Annotated in this window: 22 protein-coding genes; 12 read left to right on the top strand and 10 right to left on the bottom strand. The window is 64.7% G+C overall.

The annotated features are described in order from the left end of the window. Nucleotides 1–4: 4 nt before the first annotated feature. From NLM25_RS03205 to NLM25_RS03195, 3 genes are all read right to left on the bottom strand, one after another. The gene (locus NLM25_RS03205) at nt 5–904 is read right to left on the bottom strand and encodes an EamA family transporter (RefSeq protein ID WP_254136010.1); all 900 of its coding nucleotides are present in this window, start codon (nt 902–904) and stop codon (nt 5–7) included. A gap of 276 nt (nt 905–1,180) precedes the next feature. Continuing rightward, nucleotides 1,181–1,948 (bottom strand): bifunctional 2-polyprenyl-6-hydroxyphenol methylase/3-demethylubiquinol 3-O-methyltransferase UbiG, encoded by a 768-nt coding sequence (gene ubiG, locus NLM25_RS03200; RefSeq protein WP_254115204.1) that lies wholly within the window; start codon nt 1,946–1,948, stop codon nt 1,181–1,183. Nucleotides 1,949–1,962: 14 nt separating this feature from the next. Then, nucleotides 1,963–2,430, bottom strand: a complete 468-nt coding sequence (locus NLM25_RS03195; RefSeq protein WP_254124131.1) for a PH domain-containing protein — start codon at nt 2,428–2,430, stop codon at nt 1,963–1,965. A 148-nt stretch (nt 2,431–2,578) separates the two neighbouring features. Between NLM25_RS03195 and NLM25_RS03190 the strand changes: the two genes are divergently transcribed. The 3 genes from NLM25_RS03190 (at nt 2,579) to prfA (ending at nt 7,513) form a co-directional block, all read left to right on the top strand. After that, complete coding sequence (locus NLM25_RS03190; protein ID WP_254115203.1) at nt 2,579–3,835, top strand: aspartate kinase; 1,257 nt, start codon at nt 2,579–2,581, stop codon at nt 3,833–3,835. 268 nt (nt 3,836–4,103) lie between these two features. Further along, nucleotides 4,104–6,371, top strand: coding sequence for a phosphoenolpyruvate--protein phosphotransferase (gene ptsP / locus NLM25_RS03185; protein WP_254136009.1), 2,268 nt, complete (start codon nt 4,104–4,106; stop codon nt 6,369–6,371). 56 nt (nt 6,372–6,427) lie between these two features. Further along, on the top strand, nt 6,428–7,513 hold the full coding sequence (prfA, locus tag NLM25_RS03180) for a peptide chain release factor 1 (protein WP_254136008.1): 1,086 nt from the start codon (nt 6,428–6,430) through the stop codon (nt 7,511–7,513). 7 nt (nt 7,514–7,520) lie between these two features. Here the strand turns inward: prfA and NLM25_RS03175 are convergent, their stop codons facing one another. Both NLM25_RS03175 and NLM25_RS03170 read right to left on the bottom strand, forming a co-directional pair. Continuing rightward, the gene (locus NLM25_RS03175) at nt 7,521–8,000 is read right to left on the bottom strand and encodes a MarR family winged helix-turn-helix transcriptional regulator (protein WP_375166925.1); all 480 of its coding nucleotides are present in this window, start codon (nt 7,998–8,000) and stop codon (nt 7,521–7,523) included. A gap of 108 nt (nt 8,001–8,108) precedes the next feature. Continuing rightward, complete coding sequence (locus NLM25_RS03170) at nt 8,109–8,507, bottom strand: hypothetical protein (RefSeq protein ID WP_254136007.1); 399 nt, start codon at nt 8,505–8,507, stop codon at nt 8,109–8,111. 411 nt (nt 8,508–8,918) lie between these two features. On the opposite strand from NLM25_RS03170, the gene NLM25_RS03165 reads away from it, so the two are divergent. The 4 genes from NLM25_RS03165 to NLM25_RS03150 all read left to right on the top strand — a co-directional run bounded on the left by NLM25_RS03165 (nt 8,919) and on the right by NLM25_RS03150 (nt 13,779). After that, nucleotides 8,919–10,250, top strand: a complete 1,332-nt coding sequence (locus NLM25_RS03165; RefSeq protein ID WP_254136006.1) for a substrate-binding protein — start codon at nt 8,919–8,921, stop codon at nt 10,248–10,250. A 99-nt stretch (nt 10,251–10,349) separates the two neighbouring features. Continuing rightward, on the top strand, nt 10,350–11,225 hold the full coding sequence (locus NLM25_RS03160; protein WP_254136005.1) for a branched-chain amino acid ABC transporter permease: 876 nt from the start codon (nt 10,350–10,352) through the stop codon (nt 11,223–11,225). A gap of 11 nt (nt 11,226–11,236) precedes the next feature. Continuing rightward, nucleotides 11,237–13,084 (top strand): ATP-binding cassette domain-containing protein, encoded by a 1,848-nt coding sequence (locus NLM25_RS03155; RefSeq protein WP_254136004.1) that lies wholly within the window; start codon nt 11,237–11,239, stop codon nt 13,082–13,084. Next, nucleotides 13,081–13,779, top strand: a complete 699-nt coding sequence (locus NLM25_RS03150) for an ABC transporter ATP-binding protein (RefSeq protein WP_028149500.1) — start codon at nt 13,081–13,083, stop codon at nt 13,777–13,779. Before NLM25_RS03155 ends, NLM25_RS03150 begins: the two co-directional genes overlap by 4 nt. Before the next feature lie 11 nt (nt 13,780–13,790). Here the strand turns inward: NLM25_RS03150 and NLM25_RS03145 are convergent, their stop codons facing one another. Continuing rightward, a complete protein-coding gene (locus NLM25_RS03145; RefSeq protein WP_254136003.1) occupies nt 13,791–14,216 on the bottom strand; it encodes an HIT family protein in 426 nt (141 codons plus the stop codon). A gap of 90 nt (nt 14,217–14,306) precedes the next feature. Between NLM25_RS03145 and prmC the strand changes: the two genes are divergently transcribed. Both prmC and NLM25_RS03135 read left to right on the top strand, forming a co-directional pair. Continuing rightward, the gene (prmC, locus tag NLM25_RS03140) at nt 14,307–15,203 is read left to right on the top strand and encodes a peptide chain release factor N(5)-glutamine methyltransferase (protein WP_254136002.1); all 897 of its coding nucleotides are present in this window, start codon (nt 14,307–14,309) and stop codon (nt 15,201–15,203) included. A gap of 463 nt (nt 15,204–15,666) precedes the next feature. Next, the gene (locus NLM25_RS03135; protein ID WP_254115194.1) at nt 15,667–16,449 is read left to right on the top strand and encodes a DUF4167 domain-containing protein; all 783 of its coding nucleotides are present in this window, start codon (nt 15,667–15,669) and stop codon (nt 16,447–16,449) included. A 65-nt stretch (nt 16,450–16,514) separates the two neighbouring features. Here the strand turns inward: NLM25_RS03135 and NLM25_RS03130 are convergent, their stop codons facing one another. Then, a complete protein-coding gene (locus NLM25_RS03130; RefSeq protein WP_254115193.1) occupies nt 16,515–17,261 on the bottom strand; it encodes a class I SAM-dependent methyltransferase in 747 nt (248 codons plus the stop codon). Between the two features lie 107 nt (nt 17,262–17,368). Here NLM25_RS03130 and gloB point away from each other — a divergent pair, with 107 nt between their 5' ends. The 3 genes from gloB (at nt 17,369) to NLM25_RS03115 (ending at nt 19,432) form a co-directional block, all read left to right on the top strand. Next, a complete protein-coding gene (gloB, locus tag NLM25_RS03125; protein ID WP_254136001.1) occupies nt 17,369–18,136 on the top strand; it encodes a hydroxyacylglutathione hydrolase in 768 nt (255 codons plus the stop codon). 37 nt (nt 18,137–18,173) lie between these two features. Then, nucleotides 18,174–18,596: a cupin domain-containing protein gene (locus tag NLM25_RS03120; RefSeq protein ID WP_254136000.1), complete on the top strand. Its 423-nt coding sequence runs from the start codon at nt 18,174–18,176 to the stop codon at nt 18,594–18,596. A gap of 152 nt (nt 18,597–18,748) precedes the next feature. Further along, nucleotides 18,749–19,432 carry a flavin reductase family protein gene (locus NLM25_RS03115; protein ID WP_254135999.1) on the top strand — a complete coding sequence of 228 codons (684 nt, stop codon included), beginning with the start codon at nt 18,749–18,751 and terminating at the stop codon, nt 19,430–19,432. A gap of 7 nt (nt 19,433–19,439) precedes the next feature. Here NLM25_RS03115 and NLM25_RS03110 read toward each other — a convergent pair whose 3' ends face one another. From NLM25_RS03110 to NLM25_RS03100, 3 genes are all read right to left on the bottom strand, one after another. Further along, nucleotides 19,440–20,309, bottom strand: a complete 870-nt coding sequence (locus tag NLM25_RS03110) for a DMT family transporter (protein WP_254135998.1) — start codon at nt 20,307–20,309, stop codon at nt 19,440–19,442. 115 nt (nt 20,310–20,424) lie between these two features. Further along, on the bottom strand, nt 20,425–21,150 hold the full coding sequence (phbB, locus tag NLM25_RS03105; RefSeq protein ID WP_254135997.1) for an acetoacetyl-CoA reductase: 726 nt from the start codon (nt 21,148–21,150) through the stop codon (nt 20,425–20,427). Nucleotides 21,151–21,399: 249 nt separating this feature from the next. After that, nucleotides 21,400–22,578: an acetyl-CoA C-acetyltransferase gene (locus NLM25_RS03100; protein ID WP_254115187.1), complete on the bottom strand. Its 1,179-nt coding sequence runs from the start codon at nt 22,576–22,578 to the stop codon at nt 21,400–21,402. Between the last annotated feature and the right edge of the window lie 175 nt (nt 22,579–22,753).

Raw genomic sequence — 22,753 nt, 5'->3', positions numbered from 1 at the left:
CGCGTCAGACTCCCACGAGCAACGCGACTCCAACAACGATCAGCACGATCCCGAAAATCTCACGCGGCGCGATCGGCTGCTTGAACGAGTAATACGCCACGGCCTGTGCGAACAGCACCTCGATCAGAGCGAGCGTGCGGACATTGGCGGCCGCCGTCAGCGCGAACGCCAGGAACCAGAATTGCGAGGCGAAAGCGCCCATGAAGCCGGCGAGCAGCGACGGCTTCCACAGCCCCAGGATCGACTGAAGCACTTTTGGCGCCTGCCAGAGCAGATAGATGGTCAGGATCAGCGTCTGCACGAACAGGCCGAGCACCAGCGTGAACGATGCCGCCGTCACGAAGAAGACATCAGGGACGTTGATGATGGCACCGCGGAAGCCGACCGCTGAGAGCGCGAACGCTGCGGCCGCGACGAGACCGGTGATGGTCGGCTTCAGCTCCGCAAAACTCTTCTCGCCGCCGGGCCGCAGCGCGGTGATGACGACGCCGATTGTCGCGATCACGATCGCCAGCACCTTCAGCCAGGTCAGGTGATCGCCGAGGAAGATGAAGCCGAAGATCGCGGTCTGGATCGCCTCGGTCTTGAGGTACGCCGTCGTCACCACGAAGGAGCGATCGTTCATCGCGAGCAGCATCAGCCCGGTCGCGACGATCTGGCTGAGCGCCCCGAGCAGCAGCCACGGCCAGAACACGCCCGGCGGCATGCCGAGATGATCGCCGGTCGCGACCAGCACCACCCCAAGGAACAGCAGCGAGAACGGAAAACCGAACAGGAAGCGGATATTGGTCGCGCCCCAGGTCCCCAGCGGCTTCGTCAGCGACCGCTGCATCGCATTGCGCGCGACCTGGCCCAGCGCGGCAATGACTGTGAAGGGAATCCAGAGGCTGGCGATGGTGAGCATGGGGGGTAGCTAAAGCGGGGAAAGGATTGCGGCCAACCTGCAAGCTGAGGCCCGCGCGGTCAACCGCATCGATGTCATGGGAGCGATGCTCTCGCCACAAACTCCTCTGTCGTCCCTGCGAACGCAGGGACCAATACCGCGGAATCTATCGATGACGGACGGTATTAGATGCGCGGGCTAGCAGCTTTCACATAGCTGCTCCCTGTGGTTATGGGTCCCTGCTTTCGCAGGGATAACGCCGTCTGTGGAGGAACGGCTGGTGCCAGATCCACAGTCTCACACCATCCCTTCCGCCACGACCATGTAGTTCACGTCCATATCCGACGAGAGGGTCCATTTGTCGGCGAATGGGCTGTAGACGACGCCGGTCTGCTCGGTGATGACGAGGCGGTTGTCGAGCAGGTACTTCGTCAGCTCGTCGGGGGTGACGAACTTGTTCCATTCGTGGGTGCCGCGCGGCAGCCAGCGCAGGACGTATTCGGCGCCGACGATGGCGAGTGCAAAGCTCTTCCAGTTCCGGTTCAGCGTCGAGACCACCATCAGGCCGTTCGGCTTGAGCATCGATGCGCAGCGCTTCAGGAAGACGCCGACGTCGACGACGTGCTCGACCACCTCCATCGCCAGCACGATGTCGAAGCGCTCGCGCGGGTCGATCTCCTCGACCGTGGTGCAGCGATAGTCGATCGCGAGATGGCTCTTGCCGGCATGCAGCTTCGCCGCGGCGATGTTGCTCTGGGACGGATCGACGCCGATGACCTGCGCACCGAGGCGCGACAGCGGCTCGCACAACAGGCCGGCGCCGCAGCCGATGTCGAGCACCCGCAGGCCGCCGAGGCAGTTGAGGCTGCGCACGTTGCGCTCGAACTTGCGGCAGGCGGCGTCGCGGATGTAGCCGAGCCGCAGCGGATTGATCCGGTGCAGCGGCGCCATCTTGCCGTTGGGGTCCCACCATTCGGCCGAGAGCTTTGAGAATTTCGCGATCTCGGCGGCGTCGACGGTCGACCCCGGCTGGGTGGTGGCGGAAGTATTTTGCTGCATGCTCATGGTTAGGCGCGGTCCTACCGCGTGGTGATCGAACTACGGAAGGCGAGCGGCGAGGCGATGGTCCGGATGGTTTCGCGACCTTCGCCGACGCCGTTGATGGTCACGTCGCCGTAGTTGAGAATACGTCCAAGAATCGACTGGTTGACGTCGACACTCTCGACCTTGTCGAGCGCCATTTCAAAGGTGCGGCGCTTGATGAAGCCGGTCTTGTGCACAACTCTGAGGTTGGTGACGTCGGTCTCGGTGGTGAAGCGGTGGAACCAGCCCTTCAGGGTCCAGAACAGGGCCGCCAAGGCCACCACGCCCGCCGCGATACGACACAGAATCGCGAGCCCCTCGACCGAGGTCTGCCCTGACAGGAGCAGCAGGCCCAGGGCCACGATCCAGGCCAGGATGGCCGGGAAATAGAAGATCCAGTGCGCATTGGTCGAATACAGCACCCGTTCGCCGGGTTGCAGGATTTCGTCAATATAGCGCGCCATAACCTCGATTAACCCATTGCCCGGAATGGCCCCGCAGGAACCCGCTTGCCCCCGGCCCCGCCCCTCTGTATACGCGCGGTCGGGTGTCCCCAGCATCGCCTCGCGCGGGTCACCATACTTATCCTTATGAGGGAATGCACGCGTCGTCATGAGCCGCCTCGTGATGAAATTCGGCGGCACGTCCGTCGCCAACATCGAACGTATCCGCAACGTCGCACGCCATGTGAAGCGTGAGGTCGACGCCGGCCATGAGGTGGCCGTGGTCGTCTCGGCGATGTCCGGCAAGACCAACGAGCTGGTGGCCTGGTGCACCGAGGCCTCGCCGATGCACGACGCGCGCGAATACGACGCCGTCGTCGCTTCCGGCGAACAGGTGACATCCGGCCTGCTTGCCATCGTGCTTCAGGGCATGGGCATCCAGGCCCGCTCCTGGCAGGGTTGGCAGATCCCGATCAAAACCAGCGACGCCCATGCCTCGGCCCGAATCGAGGACATCGACGGCAGCGAGATCATCAAGCGCTTCCAGGAGCGCAAGGAGGTCGCGGTTGTCGCCGGCTTCCAGGGCATCAACCCCGAGACGAATCGCATCACCACGCTCGGCCGCGGCGGCTCCGACACCTCGGCCGTGGCGATCGCCGCGGCCGTCAAGGCGGATCGCTGCGACATCTACACCGACGTCGACGGCGTCTACACCACCGACCCGCGAATCGTGCCGAAGGCCCGCCGCCTCGACAAGATCGCGTTCGAAGACATGCTGGAACTGGCCTCCCAGGGCGCAAAAGTGCTCCAGGTCCGCTCGGTGGAACTCGGCATGGTCCACAACATGCCGATCTTCGTCCGCTCGAGCTTCGACAAGCCCGAGGATATCGACCCGCATGCCAACCAGCCGCCCGGCACGCTGATCTGCAGCGAGGAGGAGATCATGGAAAGCCACGTCGTCACCGGTATCGCCTTTTCGAAGGACGAGGCCCAGATCTCGGTGCGCCAGATCGAGGACAAGCCCGGTGTGGCAGCGTCGATCTTCGGCCCGCTGGCGGACGCCAACATCAACGTCGACATGATCGTTCAGAACGTCTCCGAGGACGGCAAGACCACCGACCTCACCTTCACGGTACCGGCGGCCGACTACACCCGCGCCAGGGACACGATCACGGCCGCCAAGGGCAAGATCGGCTATGCCCGGCTCGATACCGCCACCGACGTCGCCAAGATCTCGGTGATCGGCAGCGGCATGCGCAGCCATGCCGGCGTCGCCGCCCAGGCGTTCTCGGCCCTCGCCGGACGGAATATCAACATCCGGGCCATCACAACCTCCGAGATCAAATTCTCGGTTTTGATCGACACGGCTTACACAGAGCTTGCGGTGCGCACCCTGCACACGCTCTACGGTCTCGATCAGGCCTAGGCTAATTTTCTCTTAGCGGTCGCAGCAAACGCGAAGGTGTACACACCTTCGCGTTTGGCAGGCGTTTTGCTTGGCAAAACAAGCCTCAATTCGCTATACGGCGAACAGGGTGGGCTGCCGCAGACTGTGTCCCAGTTCAGGCCGCTGATTCGGTGCAAGCGAAGGTTTGCGCCTGCGCCGGACAAACAAACTGGTTGTTTTTCTGGAATTTTGGGCCAGCCGCCGGCCGATACCGCCGGGCCCGGCAGACGGAGGAGATTGACGGTTCATGCGGAGCGCGTCGGGAGGTCCCCGCGTCTTGTTGAGACGGCTCCGCGAAACCATGGCGGAGCAGGTCTCGGCCCAGGAGCGGCTGGACAAGATCGTGGTGCTGATCGCCGCCAACATGGTGGCGGAGGTGTGCTCGGTCTATGTGCTGCGCATCGACAACACGCTCGAACTCTACGCCACCGAAGGCCTCAACCGCGAGGCGGTGCACCATACCGTGCTGAGCGCCCATGAGGGCCTGGTCGGCCTCGTCGCCAGCGAGGCGACCCCGCTCAACCTGAGCGACGCGCAAAACCACCCGGCCTTCTCGTTCCGCCCGGAGACCGGCGAAGAAATCTACCACTCCTTCCTCGGCGTGCCGATCCTGCGCGCCGGCAACACGCTCGGCGTGCTGGTGGTGCAGAACCGCGCCAAGCGCAACTATGTCGAGGAGGAGCTCGAGGCGCTCCAGACCACCGCGATGGTGCTGGCGGAACTGATCGCCTCCGGCGAATTGTCGGCGCTCGCCCAGCCGGGCCAGGAGCCGGCCGCCCGCCATTCGGCACAGAAGGTCGGCGCGATCCTCTCGGAAGGCATTGCGCTCGGCCATGTCGTGCTGCACGAGCCGCGCGTCGTCATCAAGGACTACATCGCCGAGGATCTGCCGAAGGAGATCAAGCGGCTCGACACCGCGCTGACCAAGCTGCGCGCCGATCTCGACCGCATGCTGGAGCGCGGCGACGTCGCCGAGGGGGGCGAGCACCGCGAGGTGCTGGAAGCCTATCGCATGTTCGCCAACGACCAGGGCTGGTCGCACAAGCTGCACGAGGCGGTCGCCACCGGCCTCACGGCGGAGGCAGCCGTCGAGCGCGTGCAATCCGACACCCGCGCGCGCATGCTGCGCTCGACCGATCCCTATCTGCGCGACCGGCTGCACGATCTCGAGGACCTCGGTTATCGCCTGATGCGGCAGCTGGTCGGGCAGGACCACGCGCCGTCACGTGAACAATTGCCCGACAACGCCATCGTCATCGCGCGCGCGATGGGCCCAGCGGCGCTGCTCGACTACGACCGCAAGCGCCTGCGCGGCATCGTGCTGGAGGAAGGCACCGCCAATTCCCACGTCTCGATCGTGGCCCGCGCGCTCGGCATTCCCGCCGTCGGCGAAGTCCCGAACGCGCCCGGCATCGCCGATCCCGGCGACGCCATCATCGTCGACGGCACGTCGGGCTCGATCTATGTCCGCCCGTCGCAGGAGGTCGAGGCCGCCTTCGCCGAGCGCGTGCGCTTCCGTGCCCGCCGCCAGGCGCAGTATCTGGCGCTGCGCGATCTTCCGTGCGTCACCAAGGACGGCCAGAAGGTCGAGCTCATGATCAACGCAGGGCTCGCCATCGACCTGCCGCATATCGAGGACACCGGCAGCGCCGGCATCGGCCTGTTCCGCACCGAGCTGCAATTCATGGTCGGCCAGAGCCTGCCGCGCACCAGCGACCAGCTCGCGCTCTATCGCACGGTGCTGGATGCCGCAGGCACCAAGCCCGTGACCTTCCGCACCCTCGACATCGGCGGCGACAAGGCACTGCCCTATATGGAAGCGGTGATCGAGGAGAATCCCGCACTCGGCTGGCGCGCGATCCGGCTCGGGCTCGATCGTCCCGGCCTCTTGCGTGGCCAGATCCGCGCGCTGCTGCGCGCCGGCGGCGGCCGGGCGCTGCGCATCATGTTCCCGATGATCTCGGAGGTCGCCGAATTCGACTCGGCGAAGGCGCTGGTCGAGCGCGAGCTGACCTATCTGCGCCAGCACGGCCATACCCTGCCGGAGCGCATCGACATCGGCACCATGGTCGAGGTGCCCGCCCTGCTCTACCAGCTCGACGAGCTCCTGAAGAAGGTCGACTTCATCTCGGTCGGCTCCAACGATCTGTTCCAGTTCCTGTTCGCAGTCGACCGCGGCAATGCCAAGGTTTCCGAGCGCTTCGACACCATGTCGGCGCCGATCCTGCGCGTGCTGCGCGAGATCGCGCGGAAGTCGAACGAGGCAAAGAAGTCGCTGTCGCTGTGCGGCGAGATGGCCTCCAAGCCGATCGGCGCACTGGCGCTGATCGCGATGGGCTATCGCTCGCTGTCGCTCTCGGCGACCGCGCTCGGCCCGGTCAAGGCGATGGTGATCGATCTCGACGTGAAGAAGGCCGAAGCGATGCTCGGCCCGCTGCTGGACGCGCCCTCGGGCAGCGTCTCGATCCGGCAGAAGCTGACGGAGTTTGCCGAGGCCGAGGGCCTGGCGTTGTAGCGGGCCAAGCGCCGCTACCCGCCGCCTCGCCCTTTTCCGCACCCGAGACTGAACCGATGTCGTCACTCCCCGAAGCCAAACTGGACGTCCTGCTCGCGCATCACGCCTCGCTCGAGGCCGAATCGCTGGGCCAGCTCGCCTCCGAGCGCTATGTGCAGATCACGCGCGAGCTCGCCGAGATCACGCCGCTGATCGAGGCGGTGAAGGCTTATCGCGCTGCCGTCAAAGAGCTTGCCGACACCGAGGCGCTGATCGCCGATCCTGCGACGGATGCCGAGATGCGCGGCATGGCGGAAGCCGAGCGCGACGAGCTGGCGCCGAAGATCGAGGAGCTGGTCCAGAAGATCCGCGTCGCGCTGCTGCCCAAGGACGCCATGGACGACCGCAACGTGGTGCTGGAAATCCGCGCCGGCACCGGCGGCGACGAGGCCTCGCTGTTCGCCGGCGATCTGTTCCGGATGTACGAGCGCTTCGCTGCCTTGCAGGGCTGGAAGGTCGAAGTGATCTCGGCGAGCGAAGGCACGGTCGGCGGCTACAAGGAAATCATCGCGGAGGTCCAGGGCCGCGGCGCGTTCTCGAAACTGAAATTCGAATCCGGCGTGCACCGCGTGCAGCGCGTGCCCGACACCGAGACGCAAGGACGTATCCACACCTCCGCCGCGACGGTCGCCGTGCTGCCGGAGGTCGAGGATGTCGACGTCGACATCAAGAACGACGATCTGCGCATCGAGACCATGCGTGCGCAAGGCGCCGGCGGCCAGCACGTCAACAAGACGGAATCGGCGATCCGCATCACCCACATTCCGACCGGCATCGTGGTGATGATGCAGGACAGCCGCTCGCAGCACAAGAACCGCGCCTCCGCCATGAACATTCTGCGCTCGCGCATCTATGATGCCGAGCGCCAGCGCGCCGATGCCGCCCGCTCGGCCGAGCGCAAGGAGAAGGTCGGCTCCGGCGACCGCAGCGAACGCATCCGGACCTATAATTTCCCGCAAGGCCGCGTCACCGATCATCGCATCAACCTGACGCTCTACAAGCTGCCCCAGGTGATCGCCGGCGAAGCGCTCGGCGAATTGACCGACGCGCTGACCACCGAGCACCAGGCCGCGCAGCTCGCCGCACAAGGTGCGGCGGCGTAGCCGGCGTTCAGGCCTCGCTGGCGACTCGGAACGACTTCAACAGCCGGCTCAATGCCGGGCTCGCGGCGCGGCGGAGCTCTTCGAGATTCTTCCGGGAAAGGGCCTGGAGCTTCTGCTCCCCCTTCTTCGTCAGCTTGAGCAGGACGCGTCTCGCGTCTTCGGGGTCGGCAACCCGGCTGACCAGCTCGAGCTTGGCGAGGCGGTTGATGAGTTCGACAGCGGAGTGATGGCGGATCAGCAGGAATCGCGCGACGTCACCGACGGTCGCGGGTCCCGGACGGACAAAGCCCTTGATACCAAGCAGCGCCTGGTGCTGCGTCGGCGTCAAACCCTGCTGGGCCGCCGCCGCCTCGCTGAACGCCAGAAAGCTGCGGATCTGGTAGCGGAACTGTGCCAGCGCGGCGTAATCGGAATCACGCATCGCGCCGCCGGTGCGCTTGGCCGGCGTCGTCACCTTGGAGCGCTGCACCTTCTTCGCCTGAACCATGACCACCTCGACCATGCCGCCCGTCATCACCGGAGGCATAGCCGAAAGTAGCAAGCGACCCCAGCCGGACCAACCGGCCGGCGCCGCGGATGCACAGCTATCCGCCCCCTATTCGAAGCTGGAGAGCAGGATTTTCACCAGGATGACCTGAAACGCGATCGGGATGCGGACGCTCTTCCGCCGGATCGAGCGCTGCAGTGCGCCGGCAATCTCTGCACTGGTCAGGCTGCCTGCCGACGCATTGGCAATCAGCTCCGCCCACATCTGCGACAGCGAGCCGCCCGGCGGAAGCAGCGGCCTGATGGTCACGCCGCAGCCCTGCGCCCAGTCGACGATCTCCCGCATCGTATGCGGACCGCAATTGCGCGCGGTCGCGAGGCGCTCGGCCGTCAACGCACGCAGCAGTTCGCGCGACGGCGACCAATTTCCCTTCGGCGGCTGCTCGCCGGTGAGCTCAACCGCGAGTTCCTTCAGGATGTTCTGGGCCCGTACGCTCAGTCTCTTCATCGGCGCAGGCGCGCGCATCGCCTGAGCGGAGCCGATAGCCGGTCCCCGCTCGCTGGTCGGCCGATTGCCCTCCGCAGGCCACGCCGCCTCAGGCCGCTCCGCCTCCTGCGGCCAGGATCGTCGCTTCCGCACACCTGCCACTGTCGTCTGCCGCGCCATTTCTCTCGCCGAACCCGCCAGCCTCATAGTCACAAAGACTAATATATATCGTTATCCGATATGTTTTCACGACATAATTTTCGTCGTTCGACCAAAGGCGAATTTGACAGAAGACCTTCACAAGCAATGCTTAGGGCCAAGAGCTACACGCGGATGTGACGTGCCCGGCGCAGCAGGCCAACAAGGTCGGCTGGCGCCGGACAGGTCGCGCTTGCGCCTGCAAAACAAGAACGATGTTCGGAGGAAACGACCATGACTGACGATCTCATCCGCCGCGGCCTTTCGCGCCGCGGCCTGCTCCAGACCACGGCAGGCCTCATCGGCGGCTCGATGCTGCCCGCGATGCCGGCCTTTGCCGAGGACAAGCCGATCGGCTCCTATCCCGCCGGCGTGTCGGGTTCCACCGCCTTCATCGGGATCTCGGTGCCGCGCACCGGCACCTATGCCGTGCAGGGCGAGGACGAGCTCAAGGGCTACCAGCTCGCGATCGAGCACATCAACAGCGGCCACGACCTGATCAAGAAGATCTCGCCGAAGACCAGCAAGGGCGTGCTCGGCAAGGAGCTGAAGTTCGGCGTCGCGGATTCCGCGGCCAAGCCGAACGAGGCGGTGCAGGCGCAGCAGCGCTTCATCAGCGAGAACAAGGCGATCATGATCACCGGCGGCACGTCGAGCGCCGTTGCGGTCGCGCTCAACAAGCTCGCGCAGCGCGAACACGTGCTGTTTGTGTGCGGCATTTCCGGCTCGAACGACACCACCGGCAAGGACTGCGTTCGCTACGGCTTCCGCCAGAATTTCTTCGGCCAGACCGCCGCTGCGGCGATCGGCCCGGTGATGGTGAGGGAGTTCGGCAAGGGCAAGAAGGCGGCTTACCTGACGCCCGATTACACCTATGGACACACCGTCACCAAGTCGATGCAGGATTTTCTCGCGACCGCGGGCTGGACGACAGTGACCAACCAGGTCGCCCCGCTCGGTGCGCCCGACTATTCCTCGTATCTGCTGAACGTCGCGAACTCCGGCGCCGACGTGCTCATCAATGTCAACTGGGGCCACGACGCGGTGCTGTCGACCCAGCAGGCCAAGCAGTTCGGCGTGCTCGACAAGATGAAGCTGGTCGTCCCCTACCAGGTGCCGTTCATCGCGCGCGAGACCGGCGGCCTGATGCAGGGCGTCTACGCCGCCACCGACTATTGGTGGACGATCGAGGACAAGTTCCCGCTGGCCAAGATGTTCAACGAGGCCTTCGAGAAGAAGTACGGTTACAAGCCGGAATGGGGCGCCGAGAACGCCTATGTCAGCTTCGCGCACTGGGCCCGCATGTGCGAGCAGGCCGGCAGCTTCAATCCGCCCGACGTGATCAAGGCCTATGAGAAGGGCGAGACGATCCCCTCCCTCGTCGGCGACGTGCATTACCGCCCGGAGGACCACCAGTGCGTCCGCCCGGTGATCATCGTCAAGGGCAAGCAGCAGAAGGACATGAAGAACAAGGAAGACTGGTACGACGTCGTCGAGATCGTCAAGGGTGAAGGCCTAATGCAGAAGCCGGATGCGTTCGGCTGCCATCCCGGCGACTACAGCTGAGCCCGCGCTAACCCCTGTGACGCCGCGGGCTGCACTCTGGTCCTGCGGCGTCACCTTTTTTGACGCAGCTCCATCGCGCGTCACAACGGCGATAGTCGCATGATCAGTTGGCCCAACCTCGTTTCACAGCTTTTCAACGGGCTCGCGCTCGGCGCTTTGCTCGCGCTGATCAGCTCCGGCCTGACCATCATCTACGGCACGCTCGGCGTGCTCAACCTCGCGCATGGCGCGATGTTCATGATCGGCGGCTATGCCGGTTTCGTCGCCTACCAGTACACGGAATCGTTCGTCCTCGCCGTCATCGCGGGCTCGCTGTTCGTGATGCTGCTCGGCGTTCTCATGGAACGCGTGATCATCCGGCACTTCTATCACCGCCCGCACGAGGATCAGCTGCTCGTGACCTTCGGGCTCGGAATTTGTTTCGTCGAGCTCGTGCGCCTGATCTTCTCGAGCCAGTCGCAGCTGGTGCCGCCGCCGGCGCTGTTCCAGGGCATCACCAATCTCGGCTTCATGTTCTATCCGACCTACCGCCTCGCCGTGGTCGGCATCGTCGCGATCGCGCTCGGCGCGCTGTTCATCATCCTCTACCGCACCCGGCTCGGCATGATCGTGCGCGCCGGCATCGAGGATTCGGTGATGGTCGATTCGCTCGGCATCAACGTCTACCGCGTCTTCATGGTCGTGTTCGGCATCGGCGCGATGGCCGCGGGCTTTGCCGGCATCGTCAACGCGCCGGTGGTGTCGCTGACACCGGGCATCGGTGACGACATCCTGGTCCAGACCTTCGTGGTGGTGGTGATCGGCGGCGTCGGCTCGTTCCCCGGCGCCATCCTCGGCGGCCTGATCGCCGGCGAGATCATCAGCGTCACCTCCATGTTCAACCCCGGCTACGCCTATGTGATGCTGTTTGCGGCAATGACGCTCGTACTCGTGGTGCGACCGCATGGCCTGCTCGGCGTCCAGGGCCGCGAGTAAGCGATTTCGAGATGCTCAAGCAACGCCCGTTCCTGATCGAGACCTTGACCGCGATCGGGTTGATCGCAGCCCCGTTCGTGCTGCCGCATCTCGGCTTCGCCCCGAACACCGTGAACCGGATCCTGGTCTGGGGCCTGTTCGGTCTCGGCTTCGACATCCTGTTCGGATTCACCGGCCTCTTGTCGTTCGGCCAGTCCGCCTTCTACGGCACCGGCGGCTTCGTCGCCGCCTATCTCCTGACCCGCGCGGGGTTCGGCAACGTGCTGGGCGCGTTGATCATCGGCATGATCGCAGCGGCGGCGACCGGCTATCTGATCGGCCTGATCGCGCTGCGTCGGACAGGCATCTATTTCGCCATGATCACAGTGGCGATCGCGGAGGTGTTCTTTTTCGTCGAGTTCAACCCGCTCTCGGACTTCACCGGCGGGGAAAACGGCCTGCCGGGCGTGCCAACGCCGAGCTTCAATCTCGGCTTCACCACACTGCACTTCACCAATGGCTGGTCGCTCTATCAGTTCATCGCGCTGTGCTACTTCATCGGCGTCATCATCGCACTCAGGATCGTCCGCTCGCCGGTTGGCGCCATCTTCAGTGCGATCCGGGACAATCCGCTGCGCGCCACCGCCGTCGGCCACAACATCCACGGCTACAAGCTGACCGCCTTCGTGATCGCGGCCGCCTACGCGGGCTTCGCCGGCGGCCTGCTCGGCGTGCTGCAGGCCTTCATGCCGCCCGACGCCTTCACCTTCGACACCTCGGGCCAGCTCGTGATGCAGACGGCCATCGGCGGCCGGGGTGCGCTGTTCGGGCCGCTGGTCGGCGCGACCGTCTGGCTCTTCCTTCAGGATTTCCTGCAGTCCGCGCTGGGCCTGGGGGCCGCCTGGAAGCTCGTGCTCGGCGTCGTGTTCGTGCTGCTGGTCTGCTTCCTGCGCGGCGGCATCATCGGCGGGATCGCCGATCTCTATCGCCTGTTCTCCGGCAAGCGTAAGCGGACGGAAGCGGAGGCTGAACAGGAAGCCGCTGACGCCGAGACCATGCAGCCGCCCGCACCGGCGCCGATGCAGGCCAAGGAGGTCGAGCATCCCGCCTATTCCGGCCCGATCCTGAAAGCCACGGGCCTGACCAAGCGCTATGGCGGCCTCGTCGCCAACAGCGACATCGATTTCAGCGTCAATCGGGGCGAGCTGCGCGGCATCATCGGCCCCAACGGCGCCGGCAAATCGACCTTCTTCAAAATGCTGACCTGCGAGATCGCGCCGACCTCGGGCCAGATCGTGTTCGAGGGCCGCGACATCACGGGATTGAAGGTCACCGAGGTTTGCCAGCTCGGGCTCACCAAGAGCTACCAGGTCAACCAGCTCTTCACCGGGCTGACAGTGCGGCAGAACCTGACCATCGCCGCACTGGCGGAACTACGCGGAAAATTCCGGCTCGACCTGTTCCGCAAGCTCTCGGGCGTCAAGGGCCTGACTGAGCAGGTGGAGCACACGCTGGCCCTGGTCAATCTGACCCGCCGCGCCGACACGCCGGTCTCCGAGCTCGCCTATGGCGAGAAGCGCAGGCTGGAGATCGGGCTTGCACTCGCCACCTCGCCGCGCCTGTTGCTGCTCGACGAGCCGCTCGCGGGCATGAGCCCGCGCGAGCGGGTCGAGACCGTCAAGCTGCTCAAATCGATCGCGCGCGGGCGCACCATGATCATCATCGACCACGACATGGATTCGCTGTTCGAGCTGGTCGAGCGCGTGACGGTGCTCCAGGAGGGCAAGGTGCTGCTGGACGGCACACCGGAAGAAATCAGGACCAACGCCGCAGTGCAGGAAGCCTATCTCGGCGGCGTTCACGGAGAGATCGCCGCATGAGCCTGATCGAGGTCAATGGCCTGAACAGCTATTACGGCGACTCCCACATCCTGTTCGACGTCGCGATGCGCGTCGAGCGGCACGAGGTGGTGGCGCTGCTCGGGCGGAACGGCGCCGGCAAGAGCACTACGCTGAAGAGCCTGATGGGCGTCGTGACGCCGCGCAGCGGCAGCGTGAAGTTCGACGGCATCGACATCGCCGGACGCAAGAGCCACAGAATCGCGCAGGCCGGCATGCAGCTCGTGCACGAGGAGCGGCGGATCTTCGGCAGCCTGTCGGTGGAGGAGAACATCGTCCTCGCCGGGATCACCGCGCCAAAGCGCTGGCCGCTCGAGCGCATCTACGAGATGTTTCCGCGGCTGAAGGAGCGGCGCAACAACCGCGGCACCGAGCTCTCCGGCGGCGAGCAGCAGATGCTCGCGATCGCGCGCGCGCTGGTGCGCGATCCCAAGATCGTGCTGCTGGACGAGCCGTTCGAGGGGCTCGCGCCCGTGATCGTCCACGATCTCGTCAAGGCCTGCCGCGAGCTCGCAGCCGCCGGCCAGACCATCGTGCTGGTCGAGCAGAATCTGGCGGCGACGCTGGCACTGGCGACACGGATCTACATCATCAACAACGGCCACATCGTGCACGAAGGCCCGGCGCAGGAGCTCAAGGCCCAGCCGGAGCTGCTGCAGCGCTATCTCGGCGTCTAGTTAGCCGCCAATCAACTGCCCAGCGCCGCGATCATCCGCTTGGCGTGATCGGCGAGCACCGCCATGTCTTCCTTGCGCGTCTGCGCCGGCAGCAATTCGACGCCGGCCCTGACCGGCATGACGTGCATGTGCAGGTGAAGCACCACCTGCCCGCTGGCGGGCTCGCTGAACTGCTGCAGAATGATACCCTCGGCGCCGAACGCCTTCATCGCCGCGACCGCGATCCGCTTGGCGGTTCGTGCAACTGCGGCGAGATCGTCATCCGCGATGTCGAGGATGCCGCGCGCCGGCGCCCGGGGGATGACCAGCGTGTGTCCGGGCGAGCGCGGCATGATGTCGAGGAAGGCGAGGCTGCGGTCGTCCCTGAAAACCTCGAAGCAGGGAATCTCGCCACGCAGGATCTTTGCGAAGACGTTCTGATCGTCATAGGCCGTCATGGATCCCTCCCTCGCTGCGAGATGCGATCAAACGCGCTCCTTTCCGTTGACGCAAGCAATGCCGCCGATCTATCCACGAGACCAGGCAGGATGGCTCCATTGGCGACAGGTTTCGATCCCGGACACAGCATCGAGAGTGCGCGGCGCGCACTTGCGGCACGGCTGAAATCGGCCGGCATCGAGGAGCCCGCCCTTGATGCGCGCCTGCTCGTCGGCGCGGCGCTGAGGCTTGATTTGACCGGCATGGTCACGCAGGCGGCGCGCCAACTCACGGCCGAAGAGGCTGCGCGGCTCGAAGCATATGCGCAGCGCCGCCTCGCGCATGAGCCGGTCGCCCGCATTCTCGGCGCGCGCGAATTCTGGGGCCTGCCGTTCCAGCTGTCCGAGGCGACGCTGGTGCCGCGGCCGGACACCGAGACCGTCGTCGAACTGGCACTCGAGATCTTTCGCGGGGCCACGATATCGGGGCGGCACCCGCGAATTGCGGATATCGGCACCGGATCCGGCGCGATCCTGCTCGCGCTGCTGCACGAAATTCCCGATGCCTTCGGTGTCGGAACCGATCTCAGCCTCTCCGCCCTCAACACCGCGAGGAGCAATGCCGCAGCTCTTGGTCTCGCCCGCCGCTCCGGCTTCGTCGCCTGCTCCTATGCGGCGGCGCTCAGCGGCCCGTTCGATCTCATCGTGTCGAATCCGCCCTATATTCCCTCAGGGGAAATTCCGAAACTGAGCATCGAAGTGCGCGAGCACGATCCGCATCTGGCGCTCGATGGCGGCAATGACGGCTATGACGCCTACCGCGCCCTGATCCCGCAGGCGGCCGAGCGTCTCGCACCCGGCGGGGCGTTGATCGTCGAGGCGGGACAGGGACAGGCCGGGGATATTGCAACCCTGATGACGGCCGCCGCGTTGTCTGTGGACAGGCCGCCCAGGGCCGATCTGGCGGGCATCCCGCGGGCAGTCTCGGCCCGAAAAATGCCTCCATAAAAGCCGGATTGGGCTGCAAAAAACCTCTTGGAATATCCCTTGGGAACGACTACGTTCCGGTCAACACATCGGTGCCGGCCCCGTAGACCTACGGGCGAAAGCCGGGCTCTCGGGCGAGAGCTTTACTGATTAAAGGTTCCAAGCCGCTGGTCCTGTTGAGCGCGATCGCCATTGGAGCTGCGCTGCTCTCCGACCGCAAAGTGAACGAAAGCCTGATATTGCGCTTGAAGACTTACGCAACAAAGCTGGGCTTGTTTCGGCAGGCGATATGAATGGGTTCGCTGGCAATGAATGCTGGCGGGTGGGGAACGCGTCTTTGTTGAACGCGACGGTCGACGAACATCGGCAGGGTTCAAGCCGCTCTTGCGCGCGGTGCGCGCGAGAAATGTGAACCGCTGTCACCAGGTCACTCCGAGCAATCAGTAATGCGTGCAACCTTTAGGGCTGGAATTAAAGGCAGGACATGAGAAACGGTCAGAACAAGCAGCGGATGCGCAACCGCAACAACAATAACAACAACAATAACCGGCGCGGCCAGAACCCGATGACCCGGGTTTACGAATCGAACGGACCCGACATCAAGATCCGCGGCACGGCTTCGCACATCGCCGAAAAATATCTTCAGCTCGCGCGCGATGCGCGCTCCTCTGGCGACCCGGTCGCCGCCGAGAACTACTACCAGCATGCCGAGCATTATTTCCGCTTGATCGCAGCGGCCCAGGAACAGTTCCGCCAGAACCAGCAGCCGCGCGGCGACGAGCCCGTCAGCACCAGCGCCGACGACAGCGAGGACGACGGCGAGAATTTCTCGAATTTCGGCCAGGAGCCGGGCTTCGTCCCGCAGCCGCAGCAGCAGCCTTTCGTGCGTGACCGTGACGGTCAGCGCGATCACCAGCGTGATCATCAGCAGCGCGACAGCCAGCAGCCCTATCAGCGCGACCAGCAGCAGCCGCGCGAGCATCGCGAGCGCGACCATCGTCCGCAGCCGCAATATCAGCCGCAGCCGCAACCGCAGAACCAGCCGCAGCCCGTCGTTGCCGACACCGGCAGCGTCGATCGCCTGCCCTCCTTCATCACCGGCGCACAGCCGCAGGTGAATAGTGCCGCAAATGGCGCTCAGCCCGGCTTCGAAGGCGGTGGTGGCGGCGAGCGCTTTCCGCGGCGCCGGCGTCGGCCGCATGGCCCGCGCGCCGAGCGCGAGGCGGCTCCCGCCGGCTCCAGCGACGAAGTGGCCTCCGGCGAGTAAGCCGCAGCCCTTTCGCCAGACATCCTGAACTGAATCGTCCCGGCCTCGCCGGGACGATTTTGTTTTTAGCTGCGCCTGACCGTGGTCGAGGACGGCACCAGCACGGGCTTCGTCAGCGCGGGAATCAGCCGCGCCCGTTCGCGCTTGGCGGGGATCGCGCGATAGACCTGCTTGGTCGCCTCGACAATGTGCACGCCGGCAAACGGCAACGACAGCGCCGCGCCCGCACGCTCCCACATCTGCGCCGATTTCAGCACCCAGCCGCCGGCATAGGGCGGCATGAACAGCGCCTCGCCCCAGGCGGTCGGCGTGAACCAGGTCTGGCGCAAGAGGTCGGTGATCTGTGAACGCGAATAGGGCCGGCCGTGACCGAACGGCGTGCTGTCGGTGCGGGTCCACACCCCGCGCCGGTTCGGGATCACCGCGATCACGCGGCCGGAGGGCGACAACACCCGCCACACCTCGCGCAAGAGCGCGGCCGGATCGTCCGACATCTCCAGTGCATGAATCAGCAAGATACGGTCGACCGCGGCGTCGGGAAGCGGCAGCGAGAATTCATCGACCAGCGAAGCCAGCGCCGGCCGTCCCGTCGGCCATTTCAAGACGCCCTGCGCCGACGGCATGAAGGCGATGCAGCGCTCCGCGTCCTCGCGGAACAGGCCGAGATAGGGCGTGGGATAGCCGAAGCCGAGAACACGCTGGCCCGCGGCGGTCGGCCAGCGCTCCCTGATGCCGCGATTGATCATTTGCCGCGCCACAATCCCGAGGCGACGGGAATAGAACTCGCGGAGGTCGACGACATCAATGGTCATGATGGCAATGTAACATGCACAAGGCGGCTCCCGCGCGCGGAATATTGCATTGCCTGCGCAACGTTAACGCCATATTTGTCTGCGGGACTGAGCGCGATGGAGATGACATGGCCGCCGAAATTCGTACTTTCACCTGTTTAAACGATAATTTCGGATATCTGATCCACGATGTGGAAACCAAGGCAACGGCGTCGATCGACGCGCCGGAGGCCGGCCCCATCCTGAAGGCGCTGGAGCGCGAGGGCTGGCAGCTAACCGACATCCTGATCACTCATCATCATGGCGATCATGTCGGCGGGGTCGCCGAACTCAAGCAGAAATACAATTGCCGCGTCGTCGCGCCGCATGACAAGACGACTGCGATTGCCAACGTCGACCTGCGCGTCGCCAATGCCGACATCGTCAAGGTCGGCAACTTGCTGGGGCGCGTACTGGAGACGCCAGGCCACACGCTCGACCACATCTCCTACGTGTTCGACAACGAGAAAACGCTGTTCGCGGCCGACACGTTGTTCTCGATCGGCTGCGGCCGCGTGTTCGAAGGCGACTACCCGATGATGTGGGATTCGCTTCTGAAGCTGCGGGCCCTGCCCGACGACTTCAGGCTCTATTGCGGCCACGAATACACGGCGTCCAACGTCAAGTTCGCGCTCAGCATCGATCCGGACAACGCGGCGCTCCAGGCGCGCGCGGCGGACGTCGCGAAGCTGCGGGCCGAGAACAAGCCGACCATTCCCTCACTGCTTGGTGATGAGAAGCGAGCAAATGTGTTCCTGCGCGCCGATGAACCCTCGGTCGCGGCCAGGCTACACATGAAGGGCGCGGACGCCGCCGCGGTGTTCGGCGAACTGCGCGAGCGCAAGAACAAGTCTTGAAGAGCAAATATTGAAGAACAAATCCTGACGGGGATCGATGCCGACCGCAGCCGAGATCATCGCGCGCCTCGAACTCCGTCCGCATCCCGAGGGCGGGCACTACCGCGAGACGTTTCGCGACCAGACCACGGACGCCAGCGGGCGTTCGCGCTCGACCCTTATTTACTTCCTGCTCGCGCGCGGCGAACGCTCGCACTGGCATCGCATCGACGCAGTCGAGATCTGGCACTATTACGCCGGCAGTCCGCTGAGGCTGCGCATCGCGCATGAAGGCTGCTCGCAACACGAGGTGCGGCTCGGCACGGATCTGTCAGGCGGCGAGCGGCCGCAAGCGATCGTGCCGGCAGATGCGTGGCAGATGGCGGAGAGCATGGGAGAGTGGACGCTGGTCGGCTGCACCGTGGCGCCCGCGTTCGAATTCGCGAAGTTCGAGCTCGCGCCGAAGGGCTGGGAGCCGTAGAGCTTCGGTTCTGGTTGAGTCAGAAACGCGCTTTCTTCGCGCGAACCGGCATCCACTTCGCTCGAAAACGCTTCTGATCCGCGATCTGGAATCGGGTGGGATCGATCCATTGCACACCGTAGGACAGCGCTCATCGTCAACAGGAGCGCACGATGCACGGAACATTCGATCCACCGGCCATTCAGATAGACCCTGCGATTCTATATTTCGGGACACCCGTCGTCCTGATCGGATCGACCAATGACGACGGCTCCCACAATCTCGCGCCGATGTCCTCGGCATGGTGGGTGGGCTGGCGCTGCATGCTCGGGCTCGCGCGCAATTCCAAGACCACCGAGAACATGATTCGTACCGGCGAATGCGTGCTCAACCTGCCGTCAGCCGAACTCGTTGCCGCCGTCGATCGCCTCGCACGCACCACCGGGTCGGATCCGGTACCTCCAGGAAAGCTCTATCGCGGCTACCGGCACGAGAAGGACAAATTCGGTCTCAGCGGATTGACCGCACTGGCGAGCGAAACGGTCGGTGCGCCGCGTGTGGCGGAATGTCCGGTGCAGATGGAAGCCAAGGTCGCTCATGTGCACGAGATGGCGCAGGATGACACGGTCTGGCGTGGCAATCTGGCTGCGATCGAAGTCCGCATCACCCGCGTGCACGCACATCCCGACATCATGATGGACGGCGCGTCCAATCGAATCGATCCCGACAAATGGCGCCCGCTGATCCTCAGCTTCCAGGAATTCTATGGCCTGACGCCGCAACGCCTGCAGCGCTCCGAGCTCGGGCAGATTCCGGAGGCGATGTATCGGCCGCCGGGCTGGCAGCCGGCGCTTTGACGCACGCTTATCGCTTGCGCAGTACCATGTCCTTCGCCGCGATCAGGCCGCCGCCGGCGATCAGGATCGCGGCGATGGCGATGTTGGCGCTGGCTTTTGCAAAGCCGGCGGCGATGAGGAAGCCGGTCGAGAGCAGCGGCGTGGCATAGGATGCGGCGCCGAGCACGCGGATGTCGCCGCGCTTCATGCCGATGTCCCAGGCATAGAACGCGGCACCGACGGGGCCGATACCGAGGGCGGCTACGGAGAGCCATTGCAGCGTCGTCTCCGGCCACACCGTGGTTTCAAGCAGGCCATGCATCAGCGCGGCGAGCGCGGCGGTGGCAAGGCAGAATCCCGCGACCGCATCGGTCGGCACCGCTTTCAATCGCCGCGACAGCACCGAATAGGCCGCCCACACGAACGCCGCGATGAACGCTGCGATCAATCCCGGCAGCTGGCCCGGCGCGAAGCCGGAGGTGCTGCCGGCGAACAGCAGCACGGTGCCGACGAGGCCGAGCACGGCACCGACGATGTGATGCATGGCAAGCCGCTCGCCCGGCAGAAACGACGAGAACAGCACGATCAGCAGCGGCCACATGTAATTCAAAAGACCGGCTTCGGCCGGCGGCGCGAAGCGCAGCGCAAGAAAGTACAATGCGTGATAGCCGAACAGGCCACCGACGCCGACGACCCATACGACCAGCGGCTGACGCAGGCTTTTCGCCGCATCGCCGCGGCCGATCCAGGTGAGGAGGCCGACGAGACCGCCGATCGCGAACGTCATGGCGGCGAGCTGGAACGCCGGAATCTTTCCGGTGGCCACCGTCATCACCGATAGCAGCGACCACATCAGGATCGCGGTCAATCCGACCAGTGTGGCTGTGCGCGGGGTCATCAATCGAAAGGCTCTGAGGACGATGATGCCCGGCACGAGGCCGGGCATTTCGTCTTCACTATCGCCTTGTCGCGCCTGAATCTACAGGCTTTTGGCACACAGGCCCGACACCCTATCAGGCGTGATACTGGCCGCCATTGATGGTCAGGGTCGAGCCGGTGATAAAGCCGGCATCGTCGGACGCGAGGAACACGACGGCGCGCGCAATCTCCTCGGGCTCACCGAGGCGGTTGACCGGGATCTGCGGGATCACGTTCTTCTCCAGAACGTCCTTCGGCACCGCCTGCACCATTTCGGTATTGATATAGCCCGGCGCGATCACGTTGACGGTGATGCCGCCCTTGGCGTTCTCGATCGCGAGCGCCTTGGTGAAGCCGATGTCGCCGGCCTTCGCCGCGGAATAGTTGACCTGGCCGAACTGCCCCTTCTGGCCGTTGATCGACGAGATCGAGATGACGCGGCCGAACTTGCGCGAACGCATGCCCTCGATCACCTGGCGCGTCATGTTGAACAGCGAGCCGAGATTGGTGTTGATCACGGCGTTCCACTGCTCGAGCGTCATCTTGTGAAAGGCGGTATCGCGGGTGATGCCGGCATTGTTGACGAGCACCTCGACGGGACCGAGATCGGCCTCGACCTTCTTCACACCTTCCGCGCAGGCGTCGAAATTGCTCACGTCCCATTTGTAGACGGCGATGCCGGTCTCGGCCTTGAACTTCTCCGCCGCCGCATCGTTGCCGGCATAGCTCGCCGCGACCTTGTAGCCGGCCGCCTTCAGCGCCTTGCTGATCGCAGCTCCGATGCCCCGCGTACCACCCGTCACCAGTGCAACACGTGCCATATCGTATTCCTTCCCTTGGACTCTTCGGACGCTTCTGAGTGATCGTTTTTAGTGGTGGATTATGCGGCTGGTTTGACGGACATCAAGAACAAAACGCCCGGCGTCGAGCCGGGCGTTTGTATTTAGTCGAGGCTTGCGCGGTTGCGAAGAATATTTGATTTGCAACCGCTGCCTTTTTAGTCGCGTGCAACGCACTCGGTCTGTGTGCAGCGCACGCGCAAGTGACACGTAAGTTACGCGTCAGCTATCTCAGTCGCGCGCCAGACACATCGCGATACCCATGCCGCCGCCGATGCACAGCGTGGCAAGGCCCTTCTTCGAATCGCGCTTCTGCATTTCGTGCAGCAGTGTCACCAGCACGCGCGCGCCGGAAGCGCCGACCGGATGGCCGATCGCGATCGCACCGCCGTTGACGTTGACCTTGGAGGTATCCCAGCCGAGATCCTTGTTGACGGCGCAGGCCTGCGCCGCGAAGGCCTCGTTGGCCTCGATCAGGTCGAGATCGCCGACGTTCCAACCGGCCTTCTTCAGCGCGGCACGCGAGGCCGGGATCGGGCCCGAGCCCATGATCTTCGGATCGACGCCGGCCTGCGCCCAGGACACGATGCGCGCGAGCGGCTTCTTGCCTTCCTTGGCCGCCTGCTTGGCGGTCATCAGCACAACGGCGGCAGCGCCGTCGTTGATGCCGGAGGCCGAACCCGCGGTGACCGTGCCTTCCTTCTCGAAGGCCGGACGAAGCTTGGCCATCGCATCAAGGGTGGCGCCATGGCGCGGATATTCGTCAGCGCTGACGACCGTGTCGCCCTTGCGGCCCTTGATGGTGACGGGGACGATCTCGTCGTTGAACTTGCCGGCCTTCTGCGCAGCTTCGGCCTTCTGCTGCGAAGCGACGGCGAACTCGTCCTGCTGCGCGCGGGTGATCTGCCACTGCCGCGCGACGTTCTCGGCGGTGTTGCCCATGTGATAGCCGTTGAAGGCGTCCCACAGGCCGTCCTTGATCATGGTGTCGACGAACTCGACCGCGCCCATCTTGACGCCGCCGCGCAGATATTGGGCGTGCGGTGCCATGCTCATGGATTCCTGGCCGCCGGCGACCACGATCTCGGAATCGCCGTTGAGCAGCGCCTGGTAGCCGAGTGCGACGGTGCGCAGGCCCGAGCCGCAGAGCTGGTTGACGCCCCAGGCCGGGCTCTCCACCGGAATGCCGGCGGCAATCGAGGCCTGGCGGGCCGGGTTCTGGCCCTGAGCCGCGGTGAGGATCTGGCCCATGATGACTTCGGAGACCCGGCCGGGCTCGATGCCACCACGCTCCAGCGCGGCCTTGATGGCGATCGCGCCGAGGTCATGGGCGGGAAGGGTCGCGAACGCTCCGTTGAAGCTTCCGACCGGGGTGCGGGCGGCGCTGACGATGACGACATCGTCTGACATGGGCATCTCCTGATGTTGAAAGGGGGCAGGCGGGGCTGGGGAAAACGGCTCGCCAGTCTCGAATGGCATCCTGTTAACGTCGTTGAGGCATGTCAATCGGCCGATGACCGAATCCATACCGCAGCGCATTCAAAATAGCGTTCTTGGCGCTTTCGCAAGCACGTTTTTGCTGCCC

Source organism: Bradyrhizobium sp. CCGB01 (genome assembly GCF_024199795.1).
Classification (GTDB): domain Bacteria; phylum Pseudomonadota; class Alphaproteobacteria; order Rhizobiales; family Xanthobacteraceae; genus Bradyrhizobium.
The sequence above is the reverse complement of the archived record's forward strand: the minus strand, read 5'-3'. Positions and strand labels throughout refer to the sequence as shown.